Source organism: Sinorhizobium sp. CCBAU 05631 (assembly GCF_002288505.1).
Classification (GTDB): domain Bacteria; phylum Pseudomonadota; class Alphaproteobacteria; order Rhizobiales; family Rhizobiaceae; genus Sinorhizobium; species Sinorhizobium fredii_C.
Window position 1 is genome coordinate 3,200,001 of sequence record NZ_CP023063.1, and the last position, 24,800, is coordinate 3,224,800.

Annotated in this window: 19 protein-coding genes (1 of these 19 only partly in view); 6 read left to right on the forward strand and 13 right to left on the reverse strand. The window is 60.4% G+C overall.

All coding sequences use genetic code 11. From position 1 onward, the window contains the following. Positions 1–366: the 5' end (the start) of a LysR family transcriptional regulator gene (locus SS05631_RS15650; RefSeq protein ID WP_037417367.1), read on the reverse strand. Its footprint begins 579 nt before the window's first position; 366 of the gene's 945 nt are visible here — the first part of the coding sequence; its start codon is at positions 364–366; its stop codon lies beyond the left edge, outside the window. A gap of 241 nt (positions 367–607) precedes the next feature. On the opposite strand from SS05631_RS15650, the gene SS05631_RS15655 reads away from it, so the two are divergent. From SS05631_RS15655 to SS05631_RS15680, 6 genes are read left to right on the forward strand one after another with little or no spacing between them, the layout of a single operon-like run. After that, positions 608–1,813, forward strand: coding sequence for an ABC transporter substrate-binding protein (locus tag SS05631_RS15655; protein ID WP_037417370.1), 1,206 nt, complete (start codon positions 608–610; stop codon positions 1,811–1,813). A 13-nt stretch (positions 1,814–1,826) separates the two neighbouring features. After that, positions 1,827–2,609, forward strand: coding sequence for an ABC transporter ATP-binding protein (locus SS05631_RS15660; protein WP_037417372.1), 783 nt, complete (start codon positions 1,827–1,829; stop codon positions 2,607–2,609). Between the two features lies 1 nt (position 2,610). After that, the gene (locus SS05631_RS15665; RefSeq protein WP_037417375.1) at positions 2,611–3,312 is read left to right on the forward strand and encodes an ABC transporter ATP-binding protein; all 702 of its coding nucleotides are present in this window, start codon (positions 2,611–2,613) and stop codon (positions 3,310–3,312) included. Positions 3,313–3,315: 3 nt separating this feature from the next. Next, positions 3,316–4,203, forward strand: a complete 888-nt coding sequence (locus tag SS05631_RS15670) for a branched-chain amino acid ABC transporter permease (protein ID WP_037417377.1) — start codon at positions 3,316–3,318, stop codon at positions 4,201–4,203. Then, positions 4,196–5,197 (forward strand): branched-chain amino acid ABC transporter permease, encoded by a 1,002-nt coding sequence (locus SS05631_RS15675; protein ID WP_037417380.1) that lies wholly within the window; start codon positions 4,196–4,198, stop codon positions 5,195–5,197. Before SS05631_RS15670 ends, SS05631_RS15675 begins: the two co-directional genes overlap by 8 nt. Positions 5,198–5,222: 25 nt before the next feature. Continuing rightward, on the forward strand, positions 5,223–6,818 hold the full coding sequence (locus SS05631_RS15680; protein ID WP_037417382.1) for an FAD-dependent oxidoreductase: 1,596 nt from the start codon (positions 5,223–5,225) through the stop codon (positions 6,816–6,818). Positions 6,819–6,822: 4 nt separating this feature from the next. Here the strand turns inward: SS05631_RS15680 and metH are convergent, their stop codons facing one another. From metH to SS05631_RS15740, 12 genes are all read right to left on the reverse strand, one after another. After that, the gene (gene metH, locus SS05631_RS15685) at positions 6,823–10,593 is read right to left on the reverse strand and encodes a methionine synthase (protein WP_095678011.1); all 3,771 of its coding nucleotides are present in this window, start codon (positions 10,591–10,593) and stop codon (positions 6,823–6,825) included. Positions 10,594–10,765: 172 nt separating this feature from the next. Further along, positions 10,766–11,923: a mannose-6-phosphate isomerase Pmi gene (pmi, locus tag SS05631_RS15690; RefSeq protein WP_037417446.1), complete on the reverse strand. Its 1,158-nt coding sequence runs from the start codon at positions 11,921–11,923 to the stop codon at positions 10,766–10,768. Between the two features lie 11 nt (positions 11,924–11,934). Continuing rightward, positions 11,935–12,429 (reverse strand): heme-degrading domain-containing protein, encoded by a 495-nt coding sequence (locus tag SS05631_RS15695; protein WP_037417448.1) that lies wholly within the window; start codon positions 12,427–12,429, stop codon positions 11,935–11,937. 75 nt (positions 12,430–12,504) lie between these two features. Continuing rightward, a complete protein-coding gene (locus SS05631_RS15700) occupies positions 12,505–13,401 on the reverse strand; it encodes an ROK family protein (protein WP_037417449.1) in 897 nt (298 codons plus the stop codon). Between the two features lie 1,564 nt (positions 13,402–14,965). Then, entirely contained in the window at positions 14,966–15,649 is a 684-nt protein-coding gene (locus SS05631_RS15705; protein ID WP_037417388.1) for a hypothetical protein, read from the reverse strand. Next, positions 15,649–17,286 (reverse strand): VPA1269 family protein, encoded by a 1,638-nt coding sequence (locus tag SS05631_RS15710; protein ID WP_037417391.1) that lies wholly within the window; start codon positions 17,284–17,286, stop codon positions 15,649–15,651. Before SS05631_RS15710 ends, SS05631_RS15705 begins: the two co-directional genes overlap by 1 nt. 220 nt (positions 17,287–17,506) lie before the next feature. Further along, complete coding sequence (locus SS05631_RS15715) at positions 17,507–18,028, reverse strand: hypothetical protein (RefSeq protein ID WP_037417395.1); 522 nt, start codon at positions 18,026–18,028, stop codon at positions 17,507–17,509. After that, entirely contained in the window at positions 18,025–19,386 is a 1,362-nt protein-coding gene (locus tag SS05631_RS15720; protein WP_037417398.1) for a VPA1269 family protein, read from the reverse strand. Before SS05631_RS15720 ends, SS05631_RS15715 begins: the two co-directional genes overlap by 4 nt. 1 nt (position 19,387) lies before the next feature. Continuing rightward, positions 19,388–20,995, reverse strand: coding sequence for a hypothetical protein (locus tag SS05631_RS15725; protein ID WP_037417401.1), 1,608 nt, complete (start codon positions 20,993–20,995; stop codon positions 19,388–19,390). 124 nt (positions 20,996–21,119) lie between these two features. Beyond that, complete coding sequence (locus tag SS05631_RS15730) at positions 21,120–22,250, reverse strand: hypothetical protein (protein WP_037417403.1); 1,131 nt, start codon at positions 22,248–22,250, stop codon at positions 21,120–21,122. A 148-nt stretch (positions 22,251–22,398) separates the two neighbouring features. After that, the gene (locus SS05631_RS15735; protein ID WP_037417406.1) at positions 22,399–22,911 is read right to left on the reverse strand and encodes a hypothetical protein; all 513 of its coding nucleotides are present in this window, start codon (positions 22,909–22,911) and stop codon (positions 22,399–22,401) included. 91 nt (positions 22,912–23,002) lie between these two features. After that, the gene (locus SS05631_RS15740; protein WP_037417410.1) at positions 23,003–23,758 is read right to left on the reverse strand and encodes a hypothetical protein; all 756 of its coding nucleotides are present in this window, start codon (positions 23,756–23,758) and stop codon (positions 23,003–23,005) included. Positions 23,759–24,800 lie beyond the last annotated feature (1,042 nt).

The following is a 24,800-nucleotide window of genomic DNA, read 5'->3' on the forward strand; positions in this document are numbered from 1 at the left end:
CGGATAGCGGCCGGCGAAGTCGGCAAGCCGGTCGGAAAGGAAGAAATTGCCGAAGCCCTCGAGCGTGCTCAGCCGCACGACGCCGCGCTGGGCGGTCATGCCGTCGCTGATGTCGAGCTGCAGCTGCTCCGTTTCCCGCTCGATCCGTTCGGCCGTCTCGACGAAGCGCTGGCCCATGCCGGTCAGCACGTAGCCACGCGGATTGCGTTCAAAGAGCTTGACCTTGAGGGCAAATTCCAGCCGGTCGATACGGCGCGAGACCGTCGCATGGCTGGTTCTCAAACGCCGCGCCGCGGTCGAAAGCTGGCCGGTGCGCGCCACCGCCAGGAAGAACTGCAGGTCGTCCCAGGTGAAATTCGGATTCATTCCGCCTCCCTTCTGTTCAAAAATGAACAGATGCTGTTTGCAATTTACGGTTTGACCCGCTTGCTTCCAAGTAGAATTTTCTGGATGTTAAACTTCGAGGCCAGCTGTTGAGGAGCATGTCTGGCCAAATTTGAACAGAGCGATACGAGAAACGGTCGGGGCCTCGAAAGGTCACCGCCGGGCCCTATGTGTTTGCGCATGACGGCCAGCATCACCCTGGACATCCTCGGGAGGAGGACAGATGAACAAGAAAGTGATCGCCACGCTTGCAATGCTGCTCGCCAGCAGCACCGCCGCTCTTGCCGACGCGTCCGACGGCAAGGTCAAGATCGGCATTCTGAACGACCAGTCCGGCGTCTATGCCGATTTCGGTGGCAAATCTTCTTATGAGGCGGCGCTGATGGCGGTCGAGGATTACGGCGGCAAGGTGCTGGGCGTCCCTGTCGAAGTCGTGACCGCCGACCACCAGAACAAGCCCGATATCGCCTCCAACATTGCCCGGCAATGGTATGACACCGAGCAGGTCGACAGCATCATGGAACTCACCACCTCATCGGTGGCGCTCGCGGTACAGGCGATCTCGAAGGAGAAGCAGAAGATCGACATCGTCACTGGCGCGGCGACGACGGAGCTTACCGGCAAGCAATGTAGTCCCTATGGCTTCCACTGGGCCTATGACACCCACTCGCTGGCCGTCGGCACGGGCGGCGCACTCGTCAAGCAGGGCGGCGATAGCTGGTTCTTCCTGACCGCCGACTACGCCTTCGGTTATTCGCTCGAGGAAAACACCGGCAACTACGTCAAGGAAAACGGCGGCAAGGTCGTCGGAGCGGTGCGCCATCCGCTGGCCACCACCGACTTCTCGTCCTTCCTGCTGCAGGCGCAATCCTCCGGTGCCAAGGTGATCGGGCTTGCCAATGCCGGTCTCGACACCTCGAACGCTATCAAGCAGGCGGCCGAGTTCGGCATCGTCCAGGGCGGTCAGCGCCTGGCGGCGCTGCTCTTCACGCTTGCCGAGGTCCACGGCCTCGGGCTCGAGGCGGCGCAAGGGTTGACGCTCACGGAGGGCTTCTATTGGAACCGCGACGCCGAAAGCGCCAAGTTCGGCAAGCGCTTCATGGAGCGCACCGGCAAGATGCCGAATATGGTCCATGCCGGCACCTATTCCGCCGTGACGCAATATCTGAAGGCGATCGAAAAGGCCGGCAGCGACGATGCCGACGCGGTCGCCAAGGAACTGCATGCAATGCCGGTGAACGACGTCTTCGCACAGAACGGCACCGTGGCGCCGAACGGTCGGATGATCCACGACATGTACCTGCTCGAGGTCAAGAAGCCGGACGAGAGCAAGGAGCCCTGGGACTACTTCAAGGTTCTGGCGACCATCCCCGGCAAGGAGGCCTTCATCGATCCGGCCCAGAGCGGCTGCGACCTCGTGAAATCCTGACCGGCGCCGAGCGATGAGCGTCGCCGCGCCTCTTGAGAATGGAAGGCCGCGGGTGGTTCTGTCCGCCCGCGGTCTCCGCCGCGACTTCGGCGGCTTCACCGCCGTCAAGGACGTCGACCTTGACGTCCATCATGCCCGCGTGCATGCGCTGATCGGCCCGAACGGGGCCGGCAAGACCACCGTCTTCAACCTGCTGACAAAGTTCCTGCAGCCGACCGACGGCACCATCACGCTGCTCGGCGAGGACATCACCAACACCGCGCCGGACAAGGTCGCCCGCATGGGCCTGGTGCGGTCGTTCCAGATCTCGGCTGTGTTTCCGCACCTGACGGTCCTCGACAATGTCCGCGTCGCCCTGCAGCGGCCGAACCGGCTGGCGACCCAGTTCTGGAAACCGCTTTCGGCGCTCGACACGCTGAACGGCAAGGCCGATCAATTGATCCGCGGCGTTGGGCTCGAAAAGGAGCGCAATGCGGTGGCCGCCGATCTTTCCTATGGCCGCAAGCGCGTCCTCGAGATCGCCACGACGCTGGCGCTCGACCCGAAGGTCCTGCTGCTCGACGAGCCGATGGCCGGCATGGGCCACGAGGATGTCGGCATGGTGGCCGAAATCATCCGCGAGGTGGCGCGCGAGCGCGCCGTGCTGATGGTCGAGCACAATCTCTCCGTCGTCGCCACGCTCTGCCACCACGTCACCGTGCTGCAGCGCGGCGAGATTCTTGCAGAAGGCGATTATGCGACGGTGTCGGAGGACCCGCGAGTGCGCACCGCCTATATGGGCACGGAGGAGGCCTGAGATGAAACCGCTTCTCAAGGTCTCCGGCCTCAACGCCTGGTACGGCGAGAGCCACATCCTCCACGGCGTCGACATGACCGTCGGCGAGGGCGAGATGGTGACGCTGCTCGGCCGCAACGGCGTCGGCAAGACAACGACGCTGCGCGCCATCATGGGCATCGTGCGCGAGCGCAAGGGCGAGATTACCTTTGCCGGCGAGGACCTGATCCGCGTGCCGCTCCATCGCGTCGCCCACCGCGGCATCGGCTTCGTTCCCGAGGAGCGCGGCATCTTCTCGACCCTCTCCGTCTACGAGAACCTCTTGCTGCCGCCGGCCGTCGCCGAAGGCGGCATGACGATCGACGAGATCTTCGAGCTCTTTCCCAATCTCCACGAACGCCGCAACAGCCAGGGCACAAAACTTTCCGGCGGCGAGCAGCAGATGCTGGCGATCGCCCGGATTTTGCGCACCGGGGTCAGGATGATGCTGCTCGACGAGCCGACCGAAGGCCTCGCCCCGGTCATCGTCCAGCGCATCGGCGAGGTGCTGAAGAAACTCAAGGAGCGCGGCATGACGGTTCTCCTCGTCGAGCAGAATTTCCGTTTCGCCAGCAAGGTCGCCGACCGTTTCTATCTAATGGACCACGGCAAGGTGGCGGGCGAGTTTCCGATCTCGGAGCTTTCCGCGCGCATGGACATGCTGCACGACATCCTCGGGGTGTAAGTGATGACGATGATCTTCGGTATCCCGCTTCAGGCGTTTCTCGGTCAGCTGCTGATCGGCCTCATCAACGGCTCCTTCTATGCGCTTCTGAGTCTCGGCCTCGCCATCATCTTCGGCCTGCTGCGCGTCATCAACTTCGCCCACGGCGCCCAATACATGCTCGGGGCCTTCGTCGCCTGGCTGCTGCTCGCGCATTTCGGCATCGGCTATTGGCCGGCGCTGATCCTCGCACCGCTTCTCGTCGGTCTCCTCGGCGCCGCCATCGAACGCACCATGCTAAGAAGGCTCTATTCGCTTGATCCCCTCTACGGCCTGCTCTTCACCTTCGGCCTGGCGCTGACGGTCGAAGGCACGTTCCGCTATCTCTACGGCGCCTCCGGTCAGCCCTATGCGACACCGCCGCTTTTGACCGGCGGCGCCAATCTCGGTTTCATGTTCCTGCCCGTCTATCGCGGCTGGGCGATCGTTTTCTCGCTCGTCGTCTGCATCGGCACCTGGCTCGTCATCGAGAAGACGAAGCTCGGCTCGTATCTGCGGGCGGCGACGGAAAATCCGGTGCTGGTGCAATCCTTCGGGATCAACGTGCCCTTCCTGCTGACGCTGACCTATGGCCTCGGCGCGGCGCTCGCCGCTCTCGCCGGCGTGCTCGCCGCGCCGATCTATCAGGTGTCGCCGCTGATGGGCTCGAACATCATCATCGTCGTCTTCGCGGTGGTGGTCGTCGGCGGCATGGGCTCGATCATGGGGGCGATCGTCACCGGCTACCTGCTCGGCGTCGCCGAGGGGCTGACCAAGGTGTTCTATCCGGAGGCCTCCAATATCGTGATCTTCGTGATCATGGCCATCGTTCTACTCCTGAGACCCGCGGGCCTCTTCGGCCGGGATGCTTGACATGACGCTGACACTCGAACTTCAGAAGCAGAAGGAACGCACCCCCATCGTCGCCCAGACGGTGTTTCTCGGGCTCGGCCTCGCGCTTCTCCTGCTCGCGCCGCTGTTCTTCTACCCCGTCTTCCTGATGAAGATCCTGTGTTTCGCGCTCTTCGCCTGCGCCTTCAATCTGCTGCTCGGCTATACGGGGCTGCTCTCCTTCGGCCATGCTGCCTTCTTCGGCGGTGCGGCCTATTTCACCGCGCATGCGGTCAAGGAATGGGGCGTGCCGCCCGAACTCGGCATCCTCGTCGGCGTTGTCGGCGCCGCCCTTCTCGGCGTGGTCATCGGTTTCTTCGCCATTCGCCGCCAGGGCATCTATTTCGCGATGATCACGCTGGCGCTGGCGCAGATGTTCTATTTCTTCTGCCTGCAGGCCGAGTTCACCCATGGCGAGGACGGTATCCAGTCGGTGCCGCGCGGCCATCTGTTCGGCTTCGTCGACCTCTCGCAGTCCTCGAACATGTACTATTTCGTACTCGCCGTCTTCGTCATCGGCATCGCCATCATCTGGCGGATCATCAATTCGCCCTTCGGCATGATCCTGAAATCGATCCGCGAAAACGAGACGCGGGCCATCTCGCTCGGCTATTCGGTGCGGAACTACAAGCTCGCCGCCTTCGTCATGTCGGCTGCACTGACCGGTCTCGCCGGCGGCCTGAAGGCGCTGGTCTTCCAGTTCGCGACGCTGACCGATGTCGGCTGGCAGATGTCTGGCGAGGTCATTCTGATGACCTTGCTCGGCGGCATCGGAACGCTGATCGGACCGCTTTTCGGCGCCGCACTGGTGGTTACGCTGCAGAACTATCTGGCGACCTCGGAATTTCCGGTGACGATCATCACCGGCGTCGTCTTCATGGTCTGCGTGCTCGTTTTCCGCCGCGGCATCGTCGGCGAGTTCTATAATTCCCGCCTGGGCCGCCGGCTCGGCTTCGAGCACCGGCACAAGCACTGACGCGCGGCCCGACAAGAGAAAGCCCATGGAAACGTTCGACTACATCGTCGTCGGAGCGGGGAGCGCCGGCTGCGTCCTCGCCAACCGCCTGTCGGAAAATCCGGCGCATCGCGTGATGCTGCTCGAAGCGGGCGGCAGCGACAATTATCACTGGATCCACATTCCTGTCGGCTACCTCTATTGCATCAACAATCCGCGCACCGACTGGTGTTTCACCACGGCCGCTGAGGATGGCCTCAACGGCCGGTCGCTTTTCTATCCGCGCGGCAAGGTGCTCGGCGGCTGCTCTTCGATCAACGGCATGATCTACATGCGCGGCCAGGCGCGCGACTACGACCTCTGGCGTCAGCTTGGCTGCGCCGGCTGGAGCTGGGACGAGGTGCTGCCGTTCTTCAGGAAATCCGAGGATCACTATCGCGGCGCCGACGACATGCATGGCGCCGGCGGCGAATGGCGGGTCGAAAAGGCCCGCGTTCGCTGGGCGGTACTCGACGCCTTCCAGAAGGCAGCAGCCGAGGCGGGTATTCCCGAAACAGACGATTTCAACCGCGGCAGCAACGAAGGCTCCGGCTATTTCGACGTCAACCAGCGCTCCGGCATCCGCTGGAACACCGCCAAAGCGTTTTTGAAACCTGCCAGGCACCGGCGCAATCTGACGATCCTGACCAAGGCGCATGTCCGCAAGCTGATCCTCGAAGCGGGGCGTGTCGCCGGCGTCGAGTTCCAGCACGACGGCACGACCAAGCGCGCGCACGCTCGCCGCGAGACGGTGCTTTGCGCCGGTGCGATCGGCTCGCCGCATATTCTCGAGCTTTCCGGCATCGGCAATCCGAAAATCCTCCGCGCCAACGGGATCGAAGTGCATCACGCGTTGCACGGCGTCGGCGAGAACCTGCAGGATCATCTGCAACTGCGTCTTGCCTACAGGGTCACCGGCGTTCCGACTCTGAACGAGAAGGCGAGCTCGGTCCTCGGCAAGGCGGCGATCGGCCTCGAATATCTCGTCCGCCGTTCCGGGCCGATGGCCATGGCGCCGAGCCAGCTCGGCATCTTCACGCGCTCGGGCCCCGAGAAGGAGACGCCGGACCTGCAGTATCATGTCCAGCCGGTGACGCTCGAAAAATTCGGCGAGCCGGTGCACCCCTTCCCGGCGATCACCGCCAGCGTCTGCAACCTGAGGCCGGAAAGCCGCGGCTCGGTGCACCTGAAGGGGCCGGATTTTGCCGCCGCGCCCGACATCCGCCCACGCTATTTAACGGCCGAAACCGACCGGGACGTCGCCGTGAAGGCGATCCGCCTCACCCGCCGCATCGTTTCGCAGCCTTCCTTCGCCCGCTACCGGCCGGTCGAATTCAAGCCCGGACCGAGCTACGAGACCGATGATGAGCTAAAGCAAGCCGCCGGCGATATCGGCACGACGATCTTCCACCCGGTCGGAACCTGCCGCATGGGGGCTGATCCGGAGAGCGTCGTCGATCCTGAACTGCGCCTGCGCGGCGTTGAAGGCCTGCGCATCGCCGACGCCTCGATCATGCCGACCATCACCTCCGGCAATACCAATTCGCCGACCATCATGATCGCCGAGAAGGCGGCTGGGATGATCCTCGCGGTAAACGGGTAGCCGCCTACTCGGCGGCCTCGGCCTCCGGCATCGGCACATAGTTGAGGATCGGTGATAGCCAGCGCTCGACCTCGCGCACATTCATGCGCTTGCGTGTCGCGTAATCCTCGACCTGATCGCGCTCGATCTTGGCGACGCCGAAATAATAGGCGTCCGGATGGCCGATATAGAGACCGGAAACGGACGAACCCGGCCACATCGCGTAGCTTTCCGTCAGGCTGACGCCGATTGCCGCCTCGGCGTCGAGCAGACGGAAGAGCGTCTCCTTCTCGGTATGGTCCGGCTGTGCCGGATAGCCGGGCGCCGGGCGAATGCCCTGATAGGGCTCGCCGATCAGTTCCTGCGGCGCGAAGGATTCGTCCGGAGCGTAACCCCAGAGCTCCTTGCGGACATATTCGTGCATGCGCTCGGCAAAGGCCTCGGCGAAGCGGTCGGCCAGCGCCTTGACCAGGATCGAGGAATAATCGTCATTGGCGCGCTCGAAGCGCTCGGCGATCGCCACTTCCTCGATGCCGGCGGTCACCACGAAACCGCCGAGATAGTCGTGCCTGCCGCTGTCGACCGGAGCGACGAAATCGGCGAGGGCAACGTTCGGTCTCCCATCGCGCTTCGTCAATTGCTGCCGGAGCGTGAAGAAAGTGGCAAGCTCCCGCTTGCGCGTCTCGTCGGTGAAGAGGCGGATGTCGTCGCCGGCGCTGCCTGCCGGCCAGAAGCCCACCACCGCCTTCGGCCTGAACCATTTTTCCGCAATGATCTTCTCGAGCATCGCCTGCGCGTCGGCAAAGAGCTGCCGCGCCGCCGGCCCCTGGTGCTCGTCGTCGAGAATGCGCGGATAGACGCCCTTCAGCTCCCAGGTCTGGAAGAAAGGCGTCCAGTCGATATAGCGGGCAAGCTCCGCCAGGTCCCAGCTCTCGAAGACGCGCGTGCCGAGGAAGGCGGGCGTCTTCGGCTGATGCGCATTCCAGTCGAGCTTCTGAGCATTGGCGCGAGCCTGCGACAGCGGCAGGCGGCGTTTTTCCGCCTCGTTGCGCGCATGGGTGTCGGCGACCTTCAGATACTCGGCGCGGATCGTCTGCTTGTAGGCGTCGCTTGCCTCCGGCGAAAGCAGGCTCGATACGACGCCGACGGCGCGGCTGGCATCGGTGACATAGAAGGTCTGGCCGAGGCTGTAGCGCGGATTGATCTTGACCGCCGTGTGCACGCGGCTGGTCGTCGCGCCGCCGATCAAGAGCGGAATGTCAAAGCCTTCGCGCTCCAGTTCGGAGGCGACATGCACCATCTCGTCGAGCGACGGGGTGATGAGCCCGGAAAGCCCGATCGCGTCGACCTTCTCCTGCCTTGCCACTTCGAGGATTTTTGCCGAGGGCACCATGACGCCGAGGTCGATGATCTCGTAATTGTTGCAGGCAAGCACGACGCCGACGATGTTCTTGCCGATATCGTGCACGTCGCCCTTGACGGTCGCCATCAGGATCTTGCCGGCGCTCTCGCGCGTTCCCCCGCCGCCATTGGCAAGCTTCTCAGCCTCCATGTAAGGCAGCAGCACGGCCACCGCCTGCTTCATCACGCGCGCCGACTTGACCACCTGCGGCAGGAACATCTTGCCCGCGCCGAAGAGGTCGCCGACCACGTTCATTCCGGCCATCAGCGGACCCTCAATGACGTGCAGCGGACGCTCGGCGGCAAGCCGCGCCTCTTCCGTGTCGGCCTCGATGAATTCGGTGATGCCGTTGACGAGCGCATGTTCGAGCCGCTTGGCGACCGGCCACTCGCGCCAGGTGAGATCCTTCTCCTTGCCCTGTGCACCGCCCTGCCCGCGATAGCGCTCGGCGATTTCCAGGAGGCGCTCGGTCGCATCGGCGCGACGGTTGAGCACGACGTCCTCGCAGGCCTCGCGAAGCTCCGCATCGATCGCATCGTAGACGGCGAGCTGGCCGGCATTGACGATGCCCATGTCCATGCCGGCCTGGATCGCATGGTAGAGGAATACCGCGTGCATCGCCTCGCGCAACGGCTCGTTGCCGCGGAAGGAGAAGGACAGGTTCGACACGCCGCCCGAGACATGCACATGCGGCAGCGTCGCGATGATCTCCCGCGTCGCCTCGATGAAGTCGACGCCGTAATTGTTGTGTTCCTCGATGCCGGTAGCGACCGCGAAAATGTTCGGGTCGAAGATGATGTCCTCCGGCGGAAAGCCCGCCTCTTCGGTCAGCAGCCGATAGGCGCGCCGGCAGATCTCGACCTTTCGCACCTTGCTGTCGGCCTGGCCTTTCTCGTCGAAGGCCATGACGACGACCGCGGCGCCATAGGCGCGCACCAGCCGCGCATGATGCAGAAACGCCTCCTCGCCTTCTTTCAGCGAGATCGAGTTCACCAGCGCCTTGCCCTGGACGCATTTGAGGCCAGCCTCGATCACCTCCCATTTGGAGGAATCGATCATCACCGGCACCCGGGCGATATCCGGCTCGGAAGCCACGAGGTTCAGGAACTCGACCATGGCGCGGGTCGAATCGATCAGTCCCTCGTCCATGTTGATGTCGATGATCTGCGCGCCGTTGGCCACCTGGTCGCGCGCTACGTCCAGTGCGGCGGCATAGTCGCCGGCGGTGATCAGCTTACGGAACTTCGCCGAGCCGGTGACATTGGTGCGTTCGCCGACATTGACGAAGGGAATCTCGTCTGTGAGCGTGAAGGGTTCGAGGCCGGAGAGCCGCATGCGGCATTCGATCTCCGGCACCTGGCGCGGCGGATATTTTTTGACCGCCTCGGCGATGGCATGGATATGGGCCGGCGTCGAGCCGCAGCAGCCGCCGACAATGTTGACGAGGCCGTCGCGGGCAAATTCCTCGATCTGCGCCGCCATCGCCTCGGGACTCTCGTCGTAGCGGCCGAATTCGTTCGGCAGGCCGGCATTCGGGTAGGCGCAAACGAGCGTGTCGGCGACGGTCGAAAGCTCGTCGATATGGGCGCGCATCGCACTGGCGCCAAGCGCGCAATTGAGGCCGATGGTGAAGGGCGCCGCATGGCGCACCGAATACCAGAACGCGGTCGGCGTCTGGCCGGATAGCGTCCGGCCGGAGAGATCGGTGATTGTGCCGGAGATCATCACCGGCAGGTGGATCCCCTTCTCGGCAAACACTTCCTGCGTCGCGAAGATCGCTGCCTTGGCGTTCAGCGTGTCGAAGATCGTCTCGATCAGGATGATATCGGCACCGCCATCCATGAGGCCGCGGACCTGTTCGGCATAGGCAAGCGTCAGATCGTCGAAGCTGACGGCACGATAGCCGGGATTGTTGACGTCGGGCGAGATCGAGGTGGTGCGGTTGGTCGGCCCGAGCGCACCGGCGACGAAGCGCCGCCGTCCGTCCTCCGCCTCGGCGCGCTTCGCCGCTCGGCGCGCGAGCCGCGCGCCGTCGCGGTTGAGCTCGTAGACCATGTCCTCCATACCGTAATCGCCCTGGGCGATCCGTGTCGAGGAGAAGGTGTTGGTTTCGAGGATGTCGGCGCCGGCAAGAGCGTAGCGGTAATGGATCTCCTCAATCGCCTTCGGCTGCGTCAGCGTCAGCAGATCATTGTTGCCCTGCTGGTGGCAGGCGCAGCCGCCGAAGCGCTCGCCGCGAAAATGATCCTCGATGAAACCGAGCTGCTGGATCTCGGTCCCCATCGCCCCATCCATGATCAGGATGCGTTCGCTTGCCGCCCGATTGAGGGCCCGGAAGACTTCCGAGCCGTCGGGCTTGGGCGAGAGATCTCCGAAGAGGGACGCGGCGGACATGGGAAGTCTCCCGTTCTGAAAACGACAAAAGCTTTGTGGATTAAGTCACATAAAGATATCTTTATGTCAACATACGATCCGATCACAATTTTGGCCAGAGGCAAACAGGGGCGCAACAAAAAGCCCGCCGCGGGCGGGGCGGGCCATCAAAGGCAAAACCGGAATCGATGCTTCACATCCGCTTCAGGCAATCCTCCACTTCATAGATCGCGCAGAGGATATGGTAGAAGCTGCTGGCCGGCGCGGGCTCGTCGACGAAGCCGCCGTCCGCCTTCTGCTTGTCGCGCCAGAGACCGCGGATCGGCGTTTCCAGGAAGCGCTGCAGCGCCGCGGCCGCGCGCGAGGCTGAGGCGAGGTAGCGTTGCCGTTCGCTGCCGTCCCCGAGCGCGGCAAAGCGGATCGCCGCCTTCAGCCATTCCGTCTGTGGCCAGAGCCGTGCCACCGGATCGGCAACCGACAGGTCGTCGAAGAGGGTCATGACCGCCACGTCGCGCTTCGGGCAAATGCCGTGCGCTTCGCCGATCTCGAAAAGCCGGCGCGCCTTGACGATCGCTTCCGCATTGCCGCGCCGTTCCGCCCAGCGCAGGAGCAGCCAAGCCCATTCGAACTGGTGGCCGGGTTCGACGATGCGACCCTTTTCGCCCGGAAAGGGTGTCCAGTCGTGCTCGAAGAACTCGCGCAGCACACCGGTCTCGGCGTCGATGAAGCAATCCATCGCCAGATGGGCGATCTCGTCGGCGAGATTGGCCCAGGCGACCCGATCGAATCCGTCCACCGCTTCGCTGGCGAGGCAGGCCTCGAAGAGGTGCATATGCGGGTTGGAGCCGAGCGGCAGGCGTGGCGGATTATCCTCCTCGAAACCGGCCACCGGATGCTTGCAATGAGCCTCCAGCCTCTGTCGCAGATCGTTGCTGCGCCCCACCATCTCGGCCTTCCGCTCCGGGATCACCTCGGCGAGATAAGCGAAGGCAAGCAGGGCAAAGGCCTGGTTGTAGAGGTCGAAGGACGGATCGACGATCTCCCCGTCGGCAGTGGCAAGCGCGCCATAGAAGTCGCTCGGCTGCCGGTAGACCCGATCGAAATAAGAAAGCCCACCTTCGGCGGCCAAGCGCCAGTCGCCGTGCCAGCCGCGCCGCCCCGCCTCCGCGAAGCAATAAACCTGGCGGGGCTGGACGCGAGAGCGGCGATCGGCCCGCGTCGGCTCGCCGGCCATGTCGATCGTCTCGACGAAGCCGCCGCCGGCCGCATCGAACCCCTTATCGCGCCAGAGCGGCAAAGCGGCTTCGGCGAGCCAGCGGCCGAGCTCCGTCGCCTGCAATGAAATGTCCATCGGTCCGCTCATCAGGTTTCGAGTTTCAGCTCGTCGTGATTCGCGCCGAGGAGCTCGGCGAGCGCCTCGACGACCAGATTGTGGTCGTCGCGCTGCGGCAAGCCCGACACGGTGACGGCGCCGACGCAGCCGGTTCCCTTCACGACGATCGGGAAGCTGCCGCCATGCGCGGCATATTCGGCATCCGGCAGGCCGAGCTTGGCTTGCAGGTTGGTCTGCTGCTTTAGGAGGCTGAGGCCGGTGGCGTAGCTGCTCTTGAACAGGCGGAAGACCGTATTGCGTTTGCGCCGCACCCAGTTCGGATTGTCCGGCGTCGCGCCATCGAGCGCCGCAAAGAAGACCTGCATGGAGAACAGCGTGATGTCGATGACGACGCCGAGCTTGCGCTCGGCCGCCATGCGGCGGAGCGTCGATCCGAGCGTCCAGGCCGTTTCGAGATCGAAGCCCTCGAACTGCAACTCCTGTTCCTGGCGCGCAATCCGGCGCAGATCATTGTCGATGTTCATGATGCCTCCGCTTGTCATGATCGAATTGGAGGGCGATGCCTCCTCTGGCCTGCCGCCGCCAAGTCTCGGCACGCCCTATTCCTTCCACAGCCAGGCGGCGCCGCGCACGCCGGAACTGTCGCCGTGCACCGCCTTGCGGATCGGCGTCTCGAAACTGTCGCCGAACAGGTATTTGGTGATCAACCCAGGCACTTCGCCGTAGATCTCGTCGACATTCGACATGCCGCCGCCGAGCACGAAAACGTCCGGATCGACGATATTGGTCAGAAGCGCCAGGCTGCGGGCAAGCCGGTCGACGAAGCGTTGGTAGACGCCGATCGCCACCGGATCGCCGGACCGCTTCGCCTCAATGATGTCGCGGCCGCGGCGGTCGGTGCCGGTCGTCAGGCGATAATCGAGTTCGAGCCCGGTGCCGCAGGCATACATGTCGAGGCAGCCGAGCTTGCCGCACCAGCATTTGTGGCCGGGATATTCGTCCCTGGTCATCCAGGGCAGCGGATAATGGCCGATCTCCGCGGCGATGCCCTGATAGCCGGCATGCACCTTCTTGCCGATCGCCAGCCCGCCGCCATGGCCGGTGCCGACGATGATGCCGAAGACGACATGCGCCTCCTTGCCGGCCCCGTCGACCGCCTCGGAGACCGCCAGGCAATTGGCGTCGTTGGCAAGCCGCACCTTGCGTCCCAGCGCGGCCTCGAGGTCGCGCCCGAGCGGCTTGCCGTTGATGAGCACGGCGTTGGAGTTGCGGACGATCCCGGTCCGCGGATTGGGACTGCCGGGAATGCCGATGCCGATCGACCCGCGTTCGCCGGCCGTCTCTTCGGCGGCAGCGACGAGATCGACCACGGCACGGATGCACGCGTCATAGCCGCTGGTCGGGGTTGCGACGCGATGCCGGGCACGCGTCTCGCCATCGCGGCTAAGCGCGATGACTTCCATTTTGGTGCCGCCCCAATCGATTCCGATGAACATGCGCGGATCAGGTCCCAGGATGGATGTAGCTGCGGGAAAGGGCGGCATCTCCTCCAGCCGCCGCCGGCCCCTGCTTAGCATCCACCCCGTCGATGACGCTAGCCCCATGATTTCGCATCGGCGCATCGGCCTCCACACGGGGGCAAATCGCCGGCCGAGGCGCAAAAACACTTGGCGAACAGGTCTCGCTTTTGTATGGGTCTATGCCGAGTGGTCCCGTAGCTCAGCAGGATAGAGCACGTTTAGGGGCAGGAATGTTTACCGATCCAACTCCAAGCCCTGTGTCAGCGGGATTTCGGAGGCCGGTAACATTACCGGTCGGAGTTATTTCCCTACTCGCCCATGGCGAATTCCATCTTGGCGGTGAACAGGCTCCGGTGCCCGCGAACGCCCGAGTGCCTAGAACGCAGGATCGTCGCCGCGAGCTAGTGCCTTGAGCCACTCTTGGCGTTCTCGACGCCAGTCTTCCTTTTTCATCGAGAGTCCGTAGAGGAAAGGATCGAAGCCATCCCCGTAGTTTCCTATGTATTTTGAGGCCACGATGCCGGTCCCCGGACTCGTGAAACATCACCCACTCGCACCTTCGTGCTTTAGCGAACTCGAAGACCGCGAGGATTTCTGCTCCCGTGAAGGGGGCCAAACTGGGTCCGAGATCGAAAGGTTCGCACTTGCAGAACCAACCGTAGTAACGCCCGTACGCCCCCGGGAAATGGTCAGTAGTAAGGATGTGTCGTTGCTAGATAACGGGCAGAGTCTTCATCGAGATGACCGCTGAACACTGAGAGGCATCCATGAGGCAGATTCATTTTGGCTCCTTCCATTGCGCTGATGAGCGCGTACTCGAATGAGTTGTCGACAGTGATTTCCGAAAAAGAGCGGTTGCCCGGCCTGTTCGCCTGCGCTATTGGAGGGATGTTGTGTCCACGTAGCTCAGTCGGATAGAGCACAGGATTCCTCAATTGGGGGTTGTATTTGGAAACTTATACAATCTAACTGCTCAAAGTCGGGGAACGCTTCGCTGGGCTTCCAGCATGCCAATCCCGAGCCAAGCCCTGGAGAAATCTGGGGAAGTGTGTAGAGACTGGACGGGCAGCACCTAAAGGCATCTCGCCTATGGTGAAGGGACAGTCCAGACCACGAACGCGGAAGCGGCGGCGAAAGCCGAAGTGGTATGAATCCTGGGGTCGGAGGTTCGAATCCTCTCGTGGACACCAAATCTCCGCACGTCGCTGGGTCGGTACCTGCGGAGCCAACAGCGGTTTATTATCCGCCACATCCCGCTCTCGGGTTTCAACCCTCTTCGTTCCATCGGCACGAGCTGCCTCCATCATAGCTTAGCAGACGTTCGATGGCAGGCTTTCGTGCTATCAGGATTGCTATCATTCTTGATTGCTTGCATGAGTTCGACTCTAGTCGCCTGGAGAAAGGAAAAGGCGGCTGATTGAAGATTGAAACCGGAGTCCCAAGCGGACGCAGATTTACGTGGCCTGTAAATCGATCGTATGCTGTGGCTGAACGGCCCGGACCATCGCACAAATTGACGAGTGAACCGGGCCACCCCTTGCTAGTCTGGCTTTTGGTTCCGACGCAATCTATCTGCCGCTCTGAAATCCTCTACGAGGGTTTGCATGTCGTTCAACATTTCAGCGTCCATAATTACCGTTCCAATCGGCGATTTTCTGCTGACCTTCAGGCCATCTTCATCCAGCGTGAACAAACCCGAGCGCACCCAATTTAGCCACCACTCCAGAGCGTCGATGATACGGCCCGAAGCGGCGGGAATCTGATCAGCATCAACCGGGACGCTGTCCGTGATTAGTTTTTTCAGCGCGTTGTTTCGCTGATGGACCTCTCTGAGATGCCGGTACAGTTCGTCAAACACGTGTTTCGTGTTGGCGTCGGCGTCGCTAAGATCGACGGAAGGAAGTTCATCTAGTGATATCGCGTCGTTGGCCATGATGTTGGTAATGTCATGGTACGCGCGCTTCCATATGCGCATCATATCGGCGTAGGCATTATGAATTGTTCGCGCGCTCGGAAATTCTGCGTCCGCAGTTCCGCCTTCCTCCGCCACCAGGATTGCCGTCGGAAAGTAAGGTGTTTTTTGTCTGCTAACCAAGGCTCTGCAGACCGCAGCAATCTTCTGGTAGTTGGCTTTCGCCACCGCCCGTTCATGCGGCAATGCCTCTATTATCAGCTCAGAAGACTTTTCCGCGATTTGAATAATCGCTCCTTTTCTCGAGGCCATTATCGCACCTCGCTGTGCTCGAGGCTTCTCAACGAGGAATCCGTGAGGCCTGTTCCGAGGGGAACCGAATCCGACAGAGCACGGCTTATCATAGCCTTGACCTCCCCTGCGACGCGAAGGTCCTGAAGGCGCTGGCGACCGTCGCCCAAGGCCGCGATGTCGTGAGCCTTCAGGCGGCCGAGCATCCATTTAGACAACATATCCCTGGCGCGATTGCGCTGGCGGTCCGTGATATTCACACGCAACCCGAGGGGGACTTCTCCAGCATTATGCATGATGAGATCGATCATTCGGTCCCGCTCTGCAATGATTCGGTCGTCGCCAAGCACAGGATATACCTCAGCAACGCGCGCCAGCATCAAAGCCCGGACGAACTCCGGTACCTCTACATATTGGACGGCGGACCGGCGATCGTTGCCCACCAAGGCAATTCCGCTTTCCGAGTCACCTTCCTCGGTCCTCGCCATGATTTCAATGCTCGCAGTGAGTAGCATCTCGACATTGAAGATTGCAGTTTCGTTCATTTCCTGCTCGTCCTTGATTGCGATGAGATCGGCTTGCAAGGCGGCTGAAGCCGTCATTTCCTCCGCGCGGGTATTCAGCCCGGCTTCCCTCTGGTCTCGGAGGAGGGCAGCTCGTTCGTTTATTTCAGTCTCCTTCCGTGCAAGGTATTGGCGCTTCGCACACAGCTTGCCGCCGTACAGCTCAAGTTGCGGTATCCACGGCGGACCACTGACAAAATGACGGCACATGATGCAATTGCGCGACCCAACGTCTCCGTGGACACCGAAGGAGCCGCCGGATCGGTTGTCGGCACGGAGTACAGGTCCGCCATCATAGCAGCGGGCTCCATCGAACGGGCACATCCCGATGTCGACGTTGCAGAACTCGATCTTTGATGGCGATTCTACGGCCGCGGCAATTGCGTCAGGATGAACCGATACCGAACGGCGACGAGCATCCTCATAGCTCAGCTTCTTGAAATCGGTAACGAAGTCATTGATTTCCGTAGCCTTCGCTTCCACAGCTGCTTTGGAGATCATTGCATTGACAGAAGCAGGCTCAAACTCGAGGTAGTAGAGGGTCATCATCAGGCTCGCGTGGCCCGCAACGAATTTGCTGAGCACGTCTAACGACATTCCCCCGCGACGAAGATCAGTTAGACCTCGCACTCGCATTCCGTGGATGTTGTAGATCGACCCTTGAGGTTGACCCGTCTTTTCCTGGTACCGAACAATCATTACCTGGTTGTCCGGGTTCTCCAGGTTCCAGCGGCGCTCAACCTCAACCATGAGCTTGTGCCAGGCTTTGTCGATCTCCGAAGACGTGGGAATGCGCCCTGCCCACGGCCGCCGAGACGTCGGAAATAGCCTTGCTATCGGCAGAATTCTCGGTAGCCGTTTCTTGGTGACGTCTGGATATTCGTCGGGGTTGTCGAGGTATTGTTCCGGAGATAGGGCCTTTTTGATAGGGTTGTAGCGCACCTGCCACTGTCGCAAGTGCCAAAGGCGTTTGTGCGTTTCCTCGTGTTCCCACGGAATTTGGTAAGGTTCGCCAGTCTTATTGGTGTTGACATAGAACCCCGTGATGTTCGGGACCGTGTCTTCGAACCTGTATGCATAGCCTCTGGTTCTCATTGGTCCGAGCTTCTCCTGCCACTAGCACGATGACTGTTCGGAAACGGCGCTTCGCTTTCGGCAGCATACCGCCGCGCCCACCGCTCAAGGTCCCTGAGGTGCCCGCGAATTAGGGGATTGTCCCAGGGGGCATCGTAACGTTCGTCCGAGTTATTGGTGTTCACGAATAACCCCGTGACACCCTGATATCCGACCCCATCCCCATGGCTAGCAGTCTTTCTCATCGTACGTCCTCCATCCGTCCAAACACCTGATGCCGAAGTACATTCCGTTGTGCCGCCGATAGATGAGACAAAGGGTAGAGAGTTCTGATCGGTCTGCCCGATCCATCGCGCTCGACGAGCACGATCTGATCGTCTTCGTTTTCCAGGTTCCAACGACGCTCGACTTCCACCAGAAGCATCATCCAGCCTTTCGCGACCTCCCGCGTTGTCGCAATGCGACCCGGCACAGGTTGTCTTGGCGTGGGAAAGAGGCGAGCCAGCGGAAATATCGACGGCAGATTCTTCAGCTTGTCCGGCGGATATTCCTCCGGGTGCTCGACGTACCGGTGAGGAGCAAGGGGCTCGGTAATCGGGTTGTGCTTTTCCTGCCAAAGACGGAGCTGCCATAGCCGTTTATCGAGGCTTGGACTTTCGACGGGATTGCTGTCTGGATCAGTTTCCAACCTCGAGATCAAGACCCCTGTGATCGATGCAGTGCGGGCGTTCAAACGGCGCTGCATAAGTTCCCATGGTTTCATCGACCGCGCCCCTCTTCTCGCTTCCAGTAGCCTGCCAGAGGACTGGTGTTCGGCTCCCAGGTCATGGTGTCACCGTTGAACATTTCGAGGTCGCCTTCGCCGGAGTCCAGTCGACGCAGCTGCCCCATCCGCAACGGTAGGTCCATCGCTGTCCGGAGGAGTGTTGGAATCACCGGGCAGTATATCTTTTGGCGCTTGCCATTGACTTCCACCCACTCATGGAAGAACCCAGATTGGCCAGGCCATCCGGCCTCGCCTTCGTCTAAAATTGCTTTTGCGATCGCGTGCAGTTTTCCCGGCAAGGGTCTCGACGCCGTTGTCCGCCTTTTCGGAGGACCGCTTTCCACTTCATTTTTCAGAACAGCGATATCGTGCTGTGTGACGAGGGAATGGAAGACCACACCTGGGTGTTCTTCTTCGAGCTGACGAATGGTGAAGTCCAGAAACCGTTGCGCCCGGCCGGCATGCGCTTTTATATATTTCGTCACGCTCCCGGTCCTTTCGACGAGAAAATCGACGAAGGAGGGCTTCCAATTCTTTTTCCGGAGAGCCTCGGAAAGAGGCCCGTCGATGCCGACGTTTTCGAAGTAGGCGCGCAGGTCTAGTACCATCTGCTGTCGTGCTTGGGGCTTGTCCGTTGCCTGCTGGTCGTAGTCGGCGTAACGGCGACTGAGTTCCCGATCGAGCGGATCGTCGCTGTTGCAAATAGCGGCCCAGCCGCGCCGAGTATGGCGATGAAGATCACCGTACTCCCTCTCTTGGCCAGACTTTGCCGCGAGCGCTGGATCGTTTCTGATTTTGGCAAGCGCGAGAACAATCTCGCGCATGCACTGAAATCCGACTTCGCCGGCTCCCCAGAGCTCGCCGCGCCAACGTCTCCCGTTATCACTGCGGAAGAAGTCAACCACCGCATGAATCGCCGGGAGCGGGAAGTCAGCAAAGTTCTCCTCGCCGATCGTGCAAAGCGCGAAAACTCCGAGAATACGGGCGATCTCTGAGGTATAACCGCTCTGGCGCTGTTTTGTCGTCAGCCGCTCGATAAACGTGAGTGCACCGGCTTCGTGAAGCGCCTCCCACATCTGGGCACCCAACTCGGTTTGCTTGACCATTTCCAGAACAACGAGCTTGGACGGCCGTTTGTCTCTTTCATAGAAGAACGATGGAGAAAGGCAGACATCAGAATTGATCACGAGGTCTATCTTTTCGAGAATGTCGGAGGTCAGCGGCTTGTTTGTTGGGTAGGCCTTCAGAATGGACAAGGCCTCGATGATGGTGCGATCCAACGTGACGTTTCCTGATCGACTGATGTGCCGGGTCGTGAGATTCACCCAAACCTTCGTTCCGCGTATCTGCTTCATTTCAAAAGCCTTTCTGTTGGTAGTGATTTCGGAAGTTTGTAACGGAGCTCATGATTTGGACGGCCATTTTGGGCACGTCCGGGCGCTTGGCGCTTTTCTTGATGAGGTGATTGAGTTCGCTCGAGCTGAGCCGCGTGTAGATCAGCTGACTGAAGATGCTGCGATGGTGCATCGCCTGTTGAATTATGTCGGGTTCGAGCTCGAGGGTTCGCAGGAAACGGCCGTACAGATGGCGCGGCCCATGCGCTGTCGTACCCTTTGCTTTTAAGACTGCGAGGTCGGGATCATCGTAAATGCGAGCCAACCGCCCGATGGCGCGTTTCCATGCGCCCTTGAATGCCGACATCGTGTAGGGATCACCGATTTGTCCTCCACCGGCATCGGTCGAATCCCGCGGATTGACGAACAGAAATGGATGATCTTTGAGATGTGGTGCGCGGCCGCGCATGATCGCCGGCCGTATCCGCAGGATGTAATTGCGTAGTAAATCCGCGATGCGCTCAGGTAGCCCGGGAATGGGTAGCCAGAAGATGGGCGTTCCTACGTCATCACCCAGCACGGATTTCCAACCGGCTTTTCCTGCCCCCGACTGCTTTGTGCGCGGCAGCATTTTATAGCGCCTCAGCAGAAAAGCTTTCCGATCCGTACTCCGTTTACGATCGAGAATTTCTCCGAACTCAGGATGATGCATGAACACCACCGGTTCATCCGCCATGAACTGCACGTCTGAGACGTAGAAGTGGAATGGCTCGCTCGAGCGAAGCCCACCCGCTAGCAAGATATGCGCGATCAGCTGTGCCGCATGGTCGACCTCGCCGTCGTCTGTCCGAAAGGCCTCGAACAGCATTGGCGAGAAATATTTGGCCGGAAAGGAATGGATTGGTTTCGCGTCGTGGTCATGAGTGCCCGTGATCGCGGCGAACCTGTGCGAAGGTGCCCTCTCTTCGCCCTCGAGGTAGCTGAGGAAGCTCTTTTTCCTGCGTATAGCAAGCTCGGCCGCCATTCGGAAAGCATTGACGGGATTTTGCCTCACATCGTCGACGGAAGCGGCGAACGTCCACCGCTTGGCACCTGTGTTTTCACCGAGCCATGCGATGTAGGCAGATGCCGCCGCCAGCAGTTTGTCGGCTTCTTTGCCACGAGCGTACCAAAACAGGTTTGATCGATCCGTTTTCGTACCGTTTTCGTGGAGATCGATCGTCCCGTGGGCGAGGTCCAGAGCGAACTGTTTAAGCAGGTAGCGCTCAATAGGCTCGCCCGTGTCCCCCCGCTGTTGATCCGAAAGCAGATTGAGGCGTGACACCGAGGAGTCGATCATAAGACCGACCCCCCGCGCACGGAGGAGACGCCACTGGTGCGACCGAGCGGTGTGCTCCTCGAAGTAATCCAGAAGGGTCTCCAGCCTGACTATATGCAGATGCTTACCTTCCGGCACAATGAAGTAGAGAACAGGCCATACGAAACGCCTGGTTCCTCTCATCACGGTTTGAGTGACATAGAAAAAGTTAAGACCGCGCTCGAACGAACGGAGCGCCGGCAAACTGGCGACCTTCTTGAGTCTTCTCCTTGCCCTGCGGTTCTCGCCGCTCGGCACAATGATGTCTAACATTGGCAAATCCTCGTTTGGTCGGCTCGGAATGGGCGCGCGGGACCCGCCGCGCGCACGTGTCCGGACGCTCGAAGTGAAGTGGGAAAGAAATTGATGACGCCCGAAAGGGCCAGTCGCTGGCTGCCTAGTAGGACATTCCTGGTGACTGCGGACCGAGCCAGGACTGCGCCTTCCGGAAGCCGGCTGCATCCGGGTCTTCGATTTCGGCAATCGAGCATTCCCCGGAGGGGACAAGGTCCAACCTGGCAAGCGCCCAGTCCAGAGCGCAATCCTCCGAGAGCTCAACTCCGTGTACAAATTTGCTCAGCGCTCGCCCGAAGCCGGAGACCGCGCCGTTCCGGGCGACGAAGCCAGCGAACTCACGCATGCAAACGTACTGTTTCAAGAGGACGCTGTTGGGAATCTTGGTAGAAGACTTGTCCCACTTGACAATCCTTTCCAGCAGTATCGATGCCAGAAGGCTTTCAACATCAGCATGAGACCGGGTGCTGGGTTTCGCGAATGATTCCCATACCTGCTGGTATTCGGACACCGCTTGTAGGCAAAGGAGATCATCGACAGGTTCAGAGAACCCGACCGCACGAAGCGCCGCCCGCCACACCAAAGCCTCGGACGGAAGCCCCATCAGTTGAGCCTCGATAGCGGAGGAGCGGATATACCAACCTGTTACATTTGCGATTTGCGCGGAAAGTTCGTCCGGCTTCCAGGTGGTGATCACAGGCTCGTGGGACTTCGGGGCGTCAGAAAGAATTCCTTCGACAGCCCGACGTCTCGTTTCCAGCACGTATTGCGAATGCCAAAGAGAGAATTGGTCGGCACGCGTCCGGTAGTAATCGAGAAACCCGCGGGCATTGGCTGATGGTGCGTGCGACCCCAGTGCCGAAGAATAGAACGCCGCAGCCGCGTGCAACTCCGACTGACCGTTCGGCATCGAGAGGTAGTTTCGAAAGCACCTGATGTGCAGATTCACTTCGGCACGACTGTCCCGTTTGGTGAGGGTGTAGGCATTGAAGCCTGGAGCATTGACCACGACCGAGCACAAGAATGCCTCGACCTGAAACGCGTTCTCGAAAGCCGGTCTGCCCGCCAAATTCCACGCATCATCAGCAAGGGGGATCAGGAACGTCCAAGTGTCTTTTCCTAAATCCGTGGGTTTGGGAATTTTCGAGGGCGTCGCCTTACCGAGGTGCGAAGCCTTTACGATGTCGCGGATGGACAGATCGTCCTGGGATCGGGGCATCTTCCATGCTTTCATGTTTTACCCTCCTTCAGGGCACAGTTTTCCCGTCCCGATCCAACTGGATCGGAGATCACGTTGAGCATTTGAATGCGGTGAAGTTCGCGGACCGCCGAGCACCTCGCCCTCCACTGGATGGGTGCTTCGACCGGTGGAAGCTGGGTCTCTAAGCCCCGTGCGTGACCATGAGCTCTACGATTGAGTTCAGCTCCCGCTTAATCCAAAGCTTCGGGCGGTCGACGGCTGAGACACGCGCATCGCAGAAAACACGGTCGGCGAAAGGGGCTGTTCCGTACGAACTTACCGGCCGTCCTTCTTTCAACCGGACCCAGATCGAAATGAAAAAGAGCGTAACCAGATCGCTTTTGTCCTTTGGGCGGCGCGTTTTGAGCTGCGCCAGGAATGCCGTGAATGCTTCGCGGCCTGTAAAGATGCGTCGCGCCAGCGGATTGGGGACATCTTCGAATTCTTCGTCGGGAATGTTCTCATCGTCATCTTCCCTCGACGCGTCCTTCGGGCGGCATATGGCGTGCCGCGTATCAATTTCGGGCGACAATAATTCTTGATCTCGCCTTTCAGATAGTTGCTGATCGTCGAATGCGATATAGTGCTTCGTCGCGACCGGGACGCAATGCTTGTATTTGCCGCTGTGCCGATTGTGGGTTGGTTTCTTGGACATGGTTTTCTCCGGATGAGGTAATAGGGCCCTTCGATTGACGCTGGACCAAGCGTCGGGTTAGCCACCGTTTATGTGAATTCGGCTTTGCAGTTCAGAACGGCAGGAGAGCCTCGAACTCCATCTTGTCGAACCGCGTCAGGGCGTCGAAAGCACGCCGACGGAATTCATCGCTATCACAGCGGACGGGCATATTTGGGAGGCCAGCACCCATCGCTTTTCCGAAGGGTGAAAGCCCTTCCACCAGGGCCATGTACTGGCAAAAATCCAAGAGTATCTGGTATTCAACGATCAAATCGTCAGGCAAGGGATCGTCCCAGCCCGCCGGGGCTAGTTGGCGGACGCGCGTATGGAGAAACTTGAAGAGGAACGCCTCCAACTCGCCTTCGTTCGCAAAGGCAATGCTATGATGCTCTTTCCACACTTCGTGTGCACGGAGGATGACCCGCAACATGCCGCCGAAGGTGTAGTTCTTTTCGGTCACCCGCACATGCATCATGGCGGCCCATAAAAGCCCCTCCGGAGGGACGCCGAGCGCTCGCGCTTCCGGCTCGATTGAACGATAGAAGTTCACAGTCAGCGCGTTCACACAGCGCGCGATATCAACGTCTTCCATTCTGTCGATGAGGGGGTTTGCCTTTATCCAATCCGCGGTTTCATGAAACGCAGCATTCGCCTCATCGGGAGCCGAGTGATATTTTTTCCGCCATTGATCGAAGGCGGACTGAAGGTAAAAAGCCTGGAGCTCTTGCGCATAACCAACCCACGCCAGTCCGCGGCTGGTTGCCTCTACATCGAGTGGCACGCGGTGGTCGCCCCATTGGCTCAGCCGTTGATTCCTTTTCTTCATACGATCTGTCTCCTTCGGCTAAAGTGCGCAGCCGGTCGCGTGCGACGTTCGCAAATCGTCGCTTTGAGTTGACGGTGGATGGTACGGAATTGGGACCTTGAATTCCCCGAATTCAGGAACCCGAATGGAAGACTTCGCCTCCCTCGGATTTGACAGGCACATGCATGGGGTCTTCATTTCCCCTTTTCAACCGGGGGAAAATATAAACCCCACACGAGGCTCCCGCCGAAGCAAACGCTCTCACGAACTACGGGATGGTGCCCCTTCGAGAGCAAGTGTTTTTACTTCGCAAAACGATCGCCCGCTCTCGTTCCCCCTTTCTTTCCGCGGCGGAGAGGCCAGCCGATAAGGTGTGAACCCGAGGTACTTCCAAGCTTTTCAAAATCGACCAGCTTGGCGACCTGCGGATGCTTTCAGCGTCGAGTGAGCTACCGGTTTGACTTTCGTCGTAAGGGTCCGTGGTACGCCCTCCGCCTAGCTTGTCCTGAGACTGCTCGCCTGAAAGCGTTCGCTGCCGAGGAAGCCCTCGCTCCCCGAGAATTGCACTTCTTCTGGTCATCTTTCCCGCGTTCTCCCTGTCTAAGCACGACCTAGCGCCCGAGCAGGAAGGCCTACTCGTGTTCCAGATCGCGGCCGGTAAGGCGCAATTTTCCCCGCTTCACCGTGGCCGGCCGGCGTCAAAGGACGCGATTCGATTCGTCGGCACGCGGAGAAAGAGACAAAGAATGTGTCTTCCCGCGGCAGTCGACGCTCAATCACCAAGATAATCGGGGAACGATGGAATGGCTAAGCCATTGTTATAGCTACAGAATGTCCCTACAGACGGATATAGGAACGCCACCGGAATTCGGCCGGCAAAGTTGTAGCGTGGGGAAAGTGAGCATGGTATATACGCATCAAACTGGTGTCCTTGTCTTAGAAGGGTCACTGTTTAGGGAGGCGGATGCACTGCAATGCATCCGCCAGCCCGAACTGATTCGCTCGTTTCCCCAACATACGCATACCGCCGATCCTCCCGCAAGCCGCAAAGATGAATTGAGAG

What these genes read in the sequence shown, in the direction of transcription:
- SS05631_RS15655 (WP_037417370.1), top strand. Translation starts at nt 608, where the DNA reads ATGAACAAGAAAGTGATCGCCACGCTTGCAATGCTGCTCGCCAGCAGC.
- SS05631_RS15660 (WP_037417372.1), top strand. Translation starts at nt 1,827, where the DNA reads ATGAGCGTCGCCGCGCCTCTTGAGAATGGAAGGCCGCGGGTGGTTCTG.
- SS05631_RS15665 (WP_037417375.1), top strand. Translation starts at nt 2,611, where the DNA reads ATGAAACCGCTTCTCAAGGTCTCCGGCCTCAACGCCTGGTACGGCGAG.
- SS05631_RS15670 (WP_037417377.1), top strand. Translation starts at nt 3,316, where the DNA reads ATGACGATGATCTTCGGTATCCCGCTTCAGGCGTTTCTCGGTCAGCTG.
- SS05631_RS15675 (WP_037417380.1), top strand. Translation starts at nt 4,196, where the DNA reads ATGCTTGACATGACGCTGACACTCGAACTTCAGAAGCAGAAGGAACGC.
- SS05631_RS15680 (WP_037417382.1), top strand. Translation starts at nt 5,223, where the DNA reads ATGGAAACGTTCGACTACATCGTCGTCGGAGCGGGGAGCGCCGGCTGC.
- metH (WP_095678011.1), bottom strand. Translation starts at nt 10,593, where the DNA reads ATGTCCGCCGCGTCCCTCTTCGGAGATCTCTCGCCCAAGCCCGACGGC.
- pmi (WP_037417446.1), bottom strand. Translation starts at nt 11,923, where the DNA reads ATGGACATTTCATTGCAGGCGACGGAGCTCGGCCGCTGGCTCGCCGAA.
- SS05631_RS15695 (WP_037417448.1), bottom strand. Translation starts at nt 12,429, where the DNA reads ATGAACATCGACAATGATCTGCGCCGGATTGCGCGCCAGGAACAGGAG.
- SS05631_RS15700 (WP_037417449.1), bottom strand. Translation starts at nt 13,401, where the DNA reads ATGTTCATCGGAATCGATTGGGGCGGCACCAAAATGGAAGTCATCGCG.
- SS05631_RS15705 (WP_037417388.1), bottom strand. Translation starts at nt 15,649, where the DNA reads ATGGCCTCGAGAAAAGGAGCGATTATTCAAATCGCGGAAAAGTCTTCT.
- SS05631_RS15710 (WP_037417391.1), bottom strand. Translation starts at nt 17,286, where the DNA reads ATGAGAACCAGAGGCTATGCATACAGGTTCGAAGACACGGTCCCGAAC.
- SS05631_RS15715 (WP_037417395.1), bottom strand. Translation starts at nt 18,028, where the DNA reads ATGAAACCATGGGAACTTATGCAGCGCCGTTTGAACGCCCGCACTGCA.
- SS05631_RS15720 (WP_037417398.1), bottom strand. Translation starts at nt 19,386, where the DNA reads ATGAAGCAGATACGCGGAACGAAGGTTTGGGTGAATCTCACGACCCGG.
- SS05631_RS15725 (WP_037417401.1), bottom strand. Translation starts at nt 20,995, where the DNA reads ATGTTAGACATCATTGTGCCGAGCGGCGAGAACCGCAGGGCAAGGAGA.
- SS05631_RS15730 (WP_037417403.1), bottom strand. Translation starts at nt 22,250, where the DNA reads ATGAAAGCATGGAAGATGCCCCGATCCCAGGACGATCTGTCCATCCGC.
- SS05631_RS15735 (WP_037417406.1), bottom strand. Translation starts at nt 22,911, where the DNA reads ATGTCCAAGAAACCAACCCACAATCGGCACAGCGGCAAATACAAGCAT.
- SS05631_RS15740 (WP_037417410.1), bottom strand. Translation starts at nt 23,758, where the DNA reads ATGAAGAAAAGGAATCAACGGCTGAGCCAATGGGGCGACCACCGCGTG.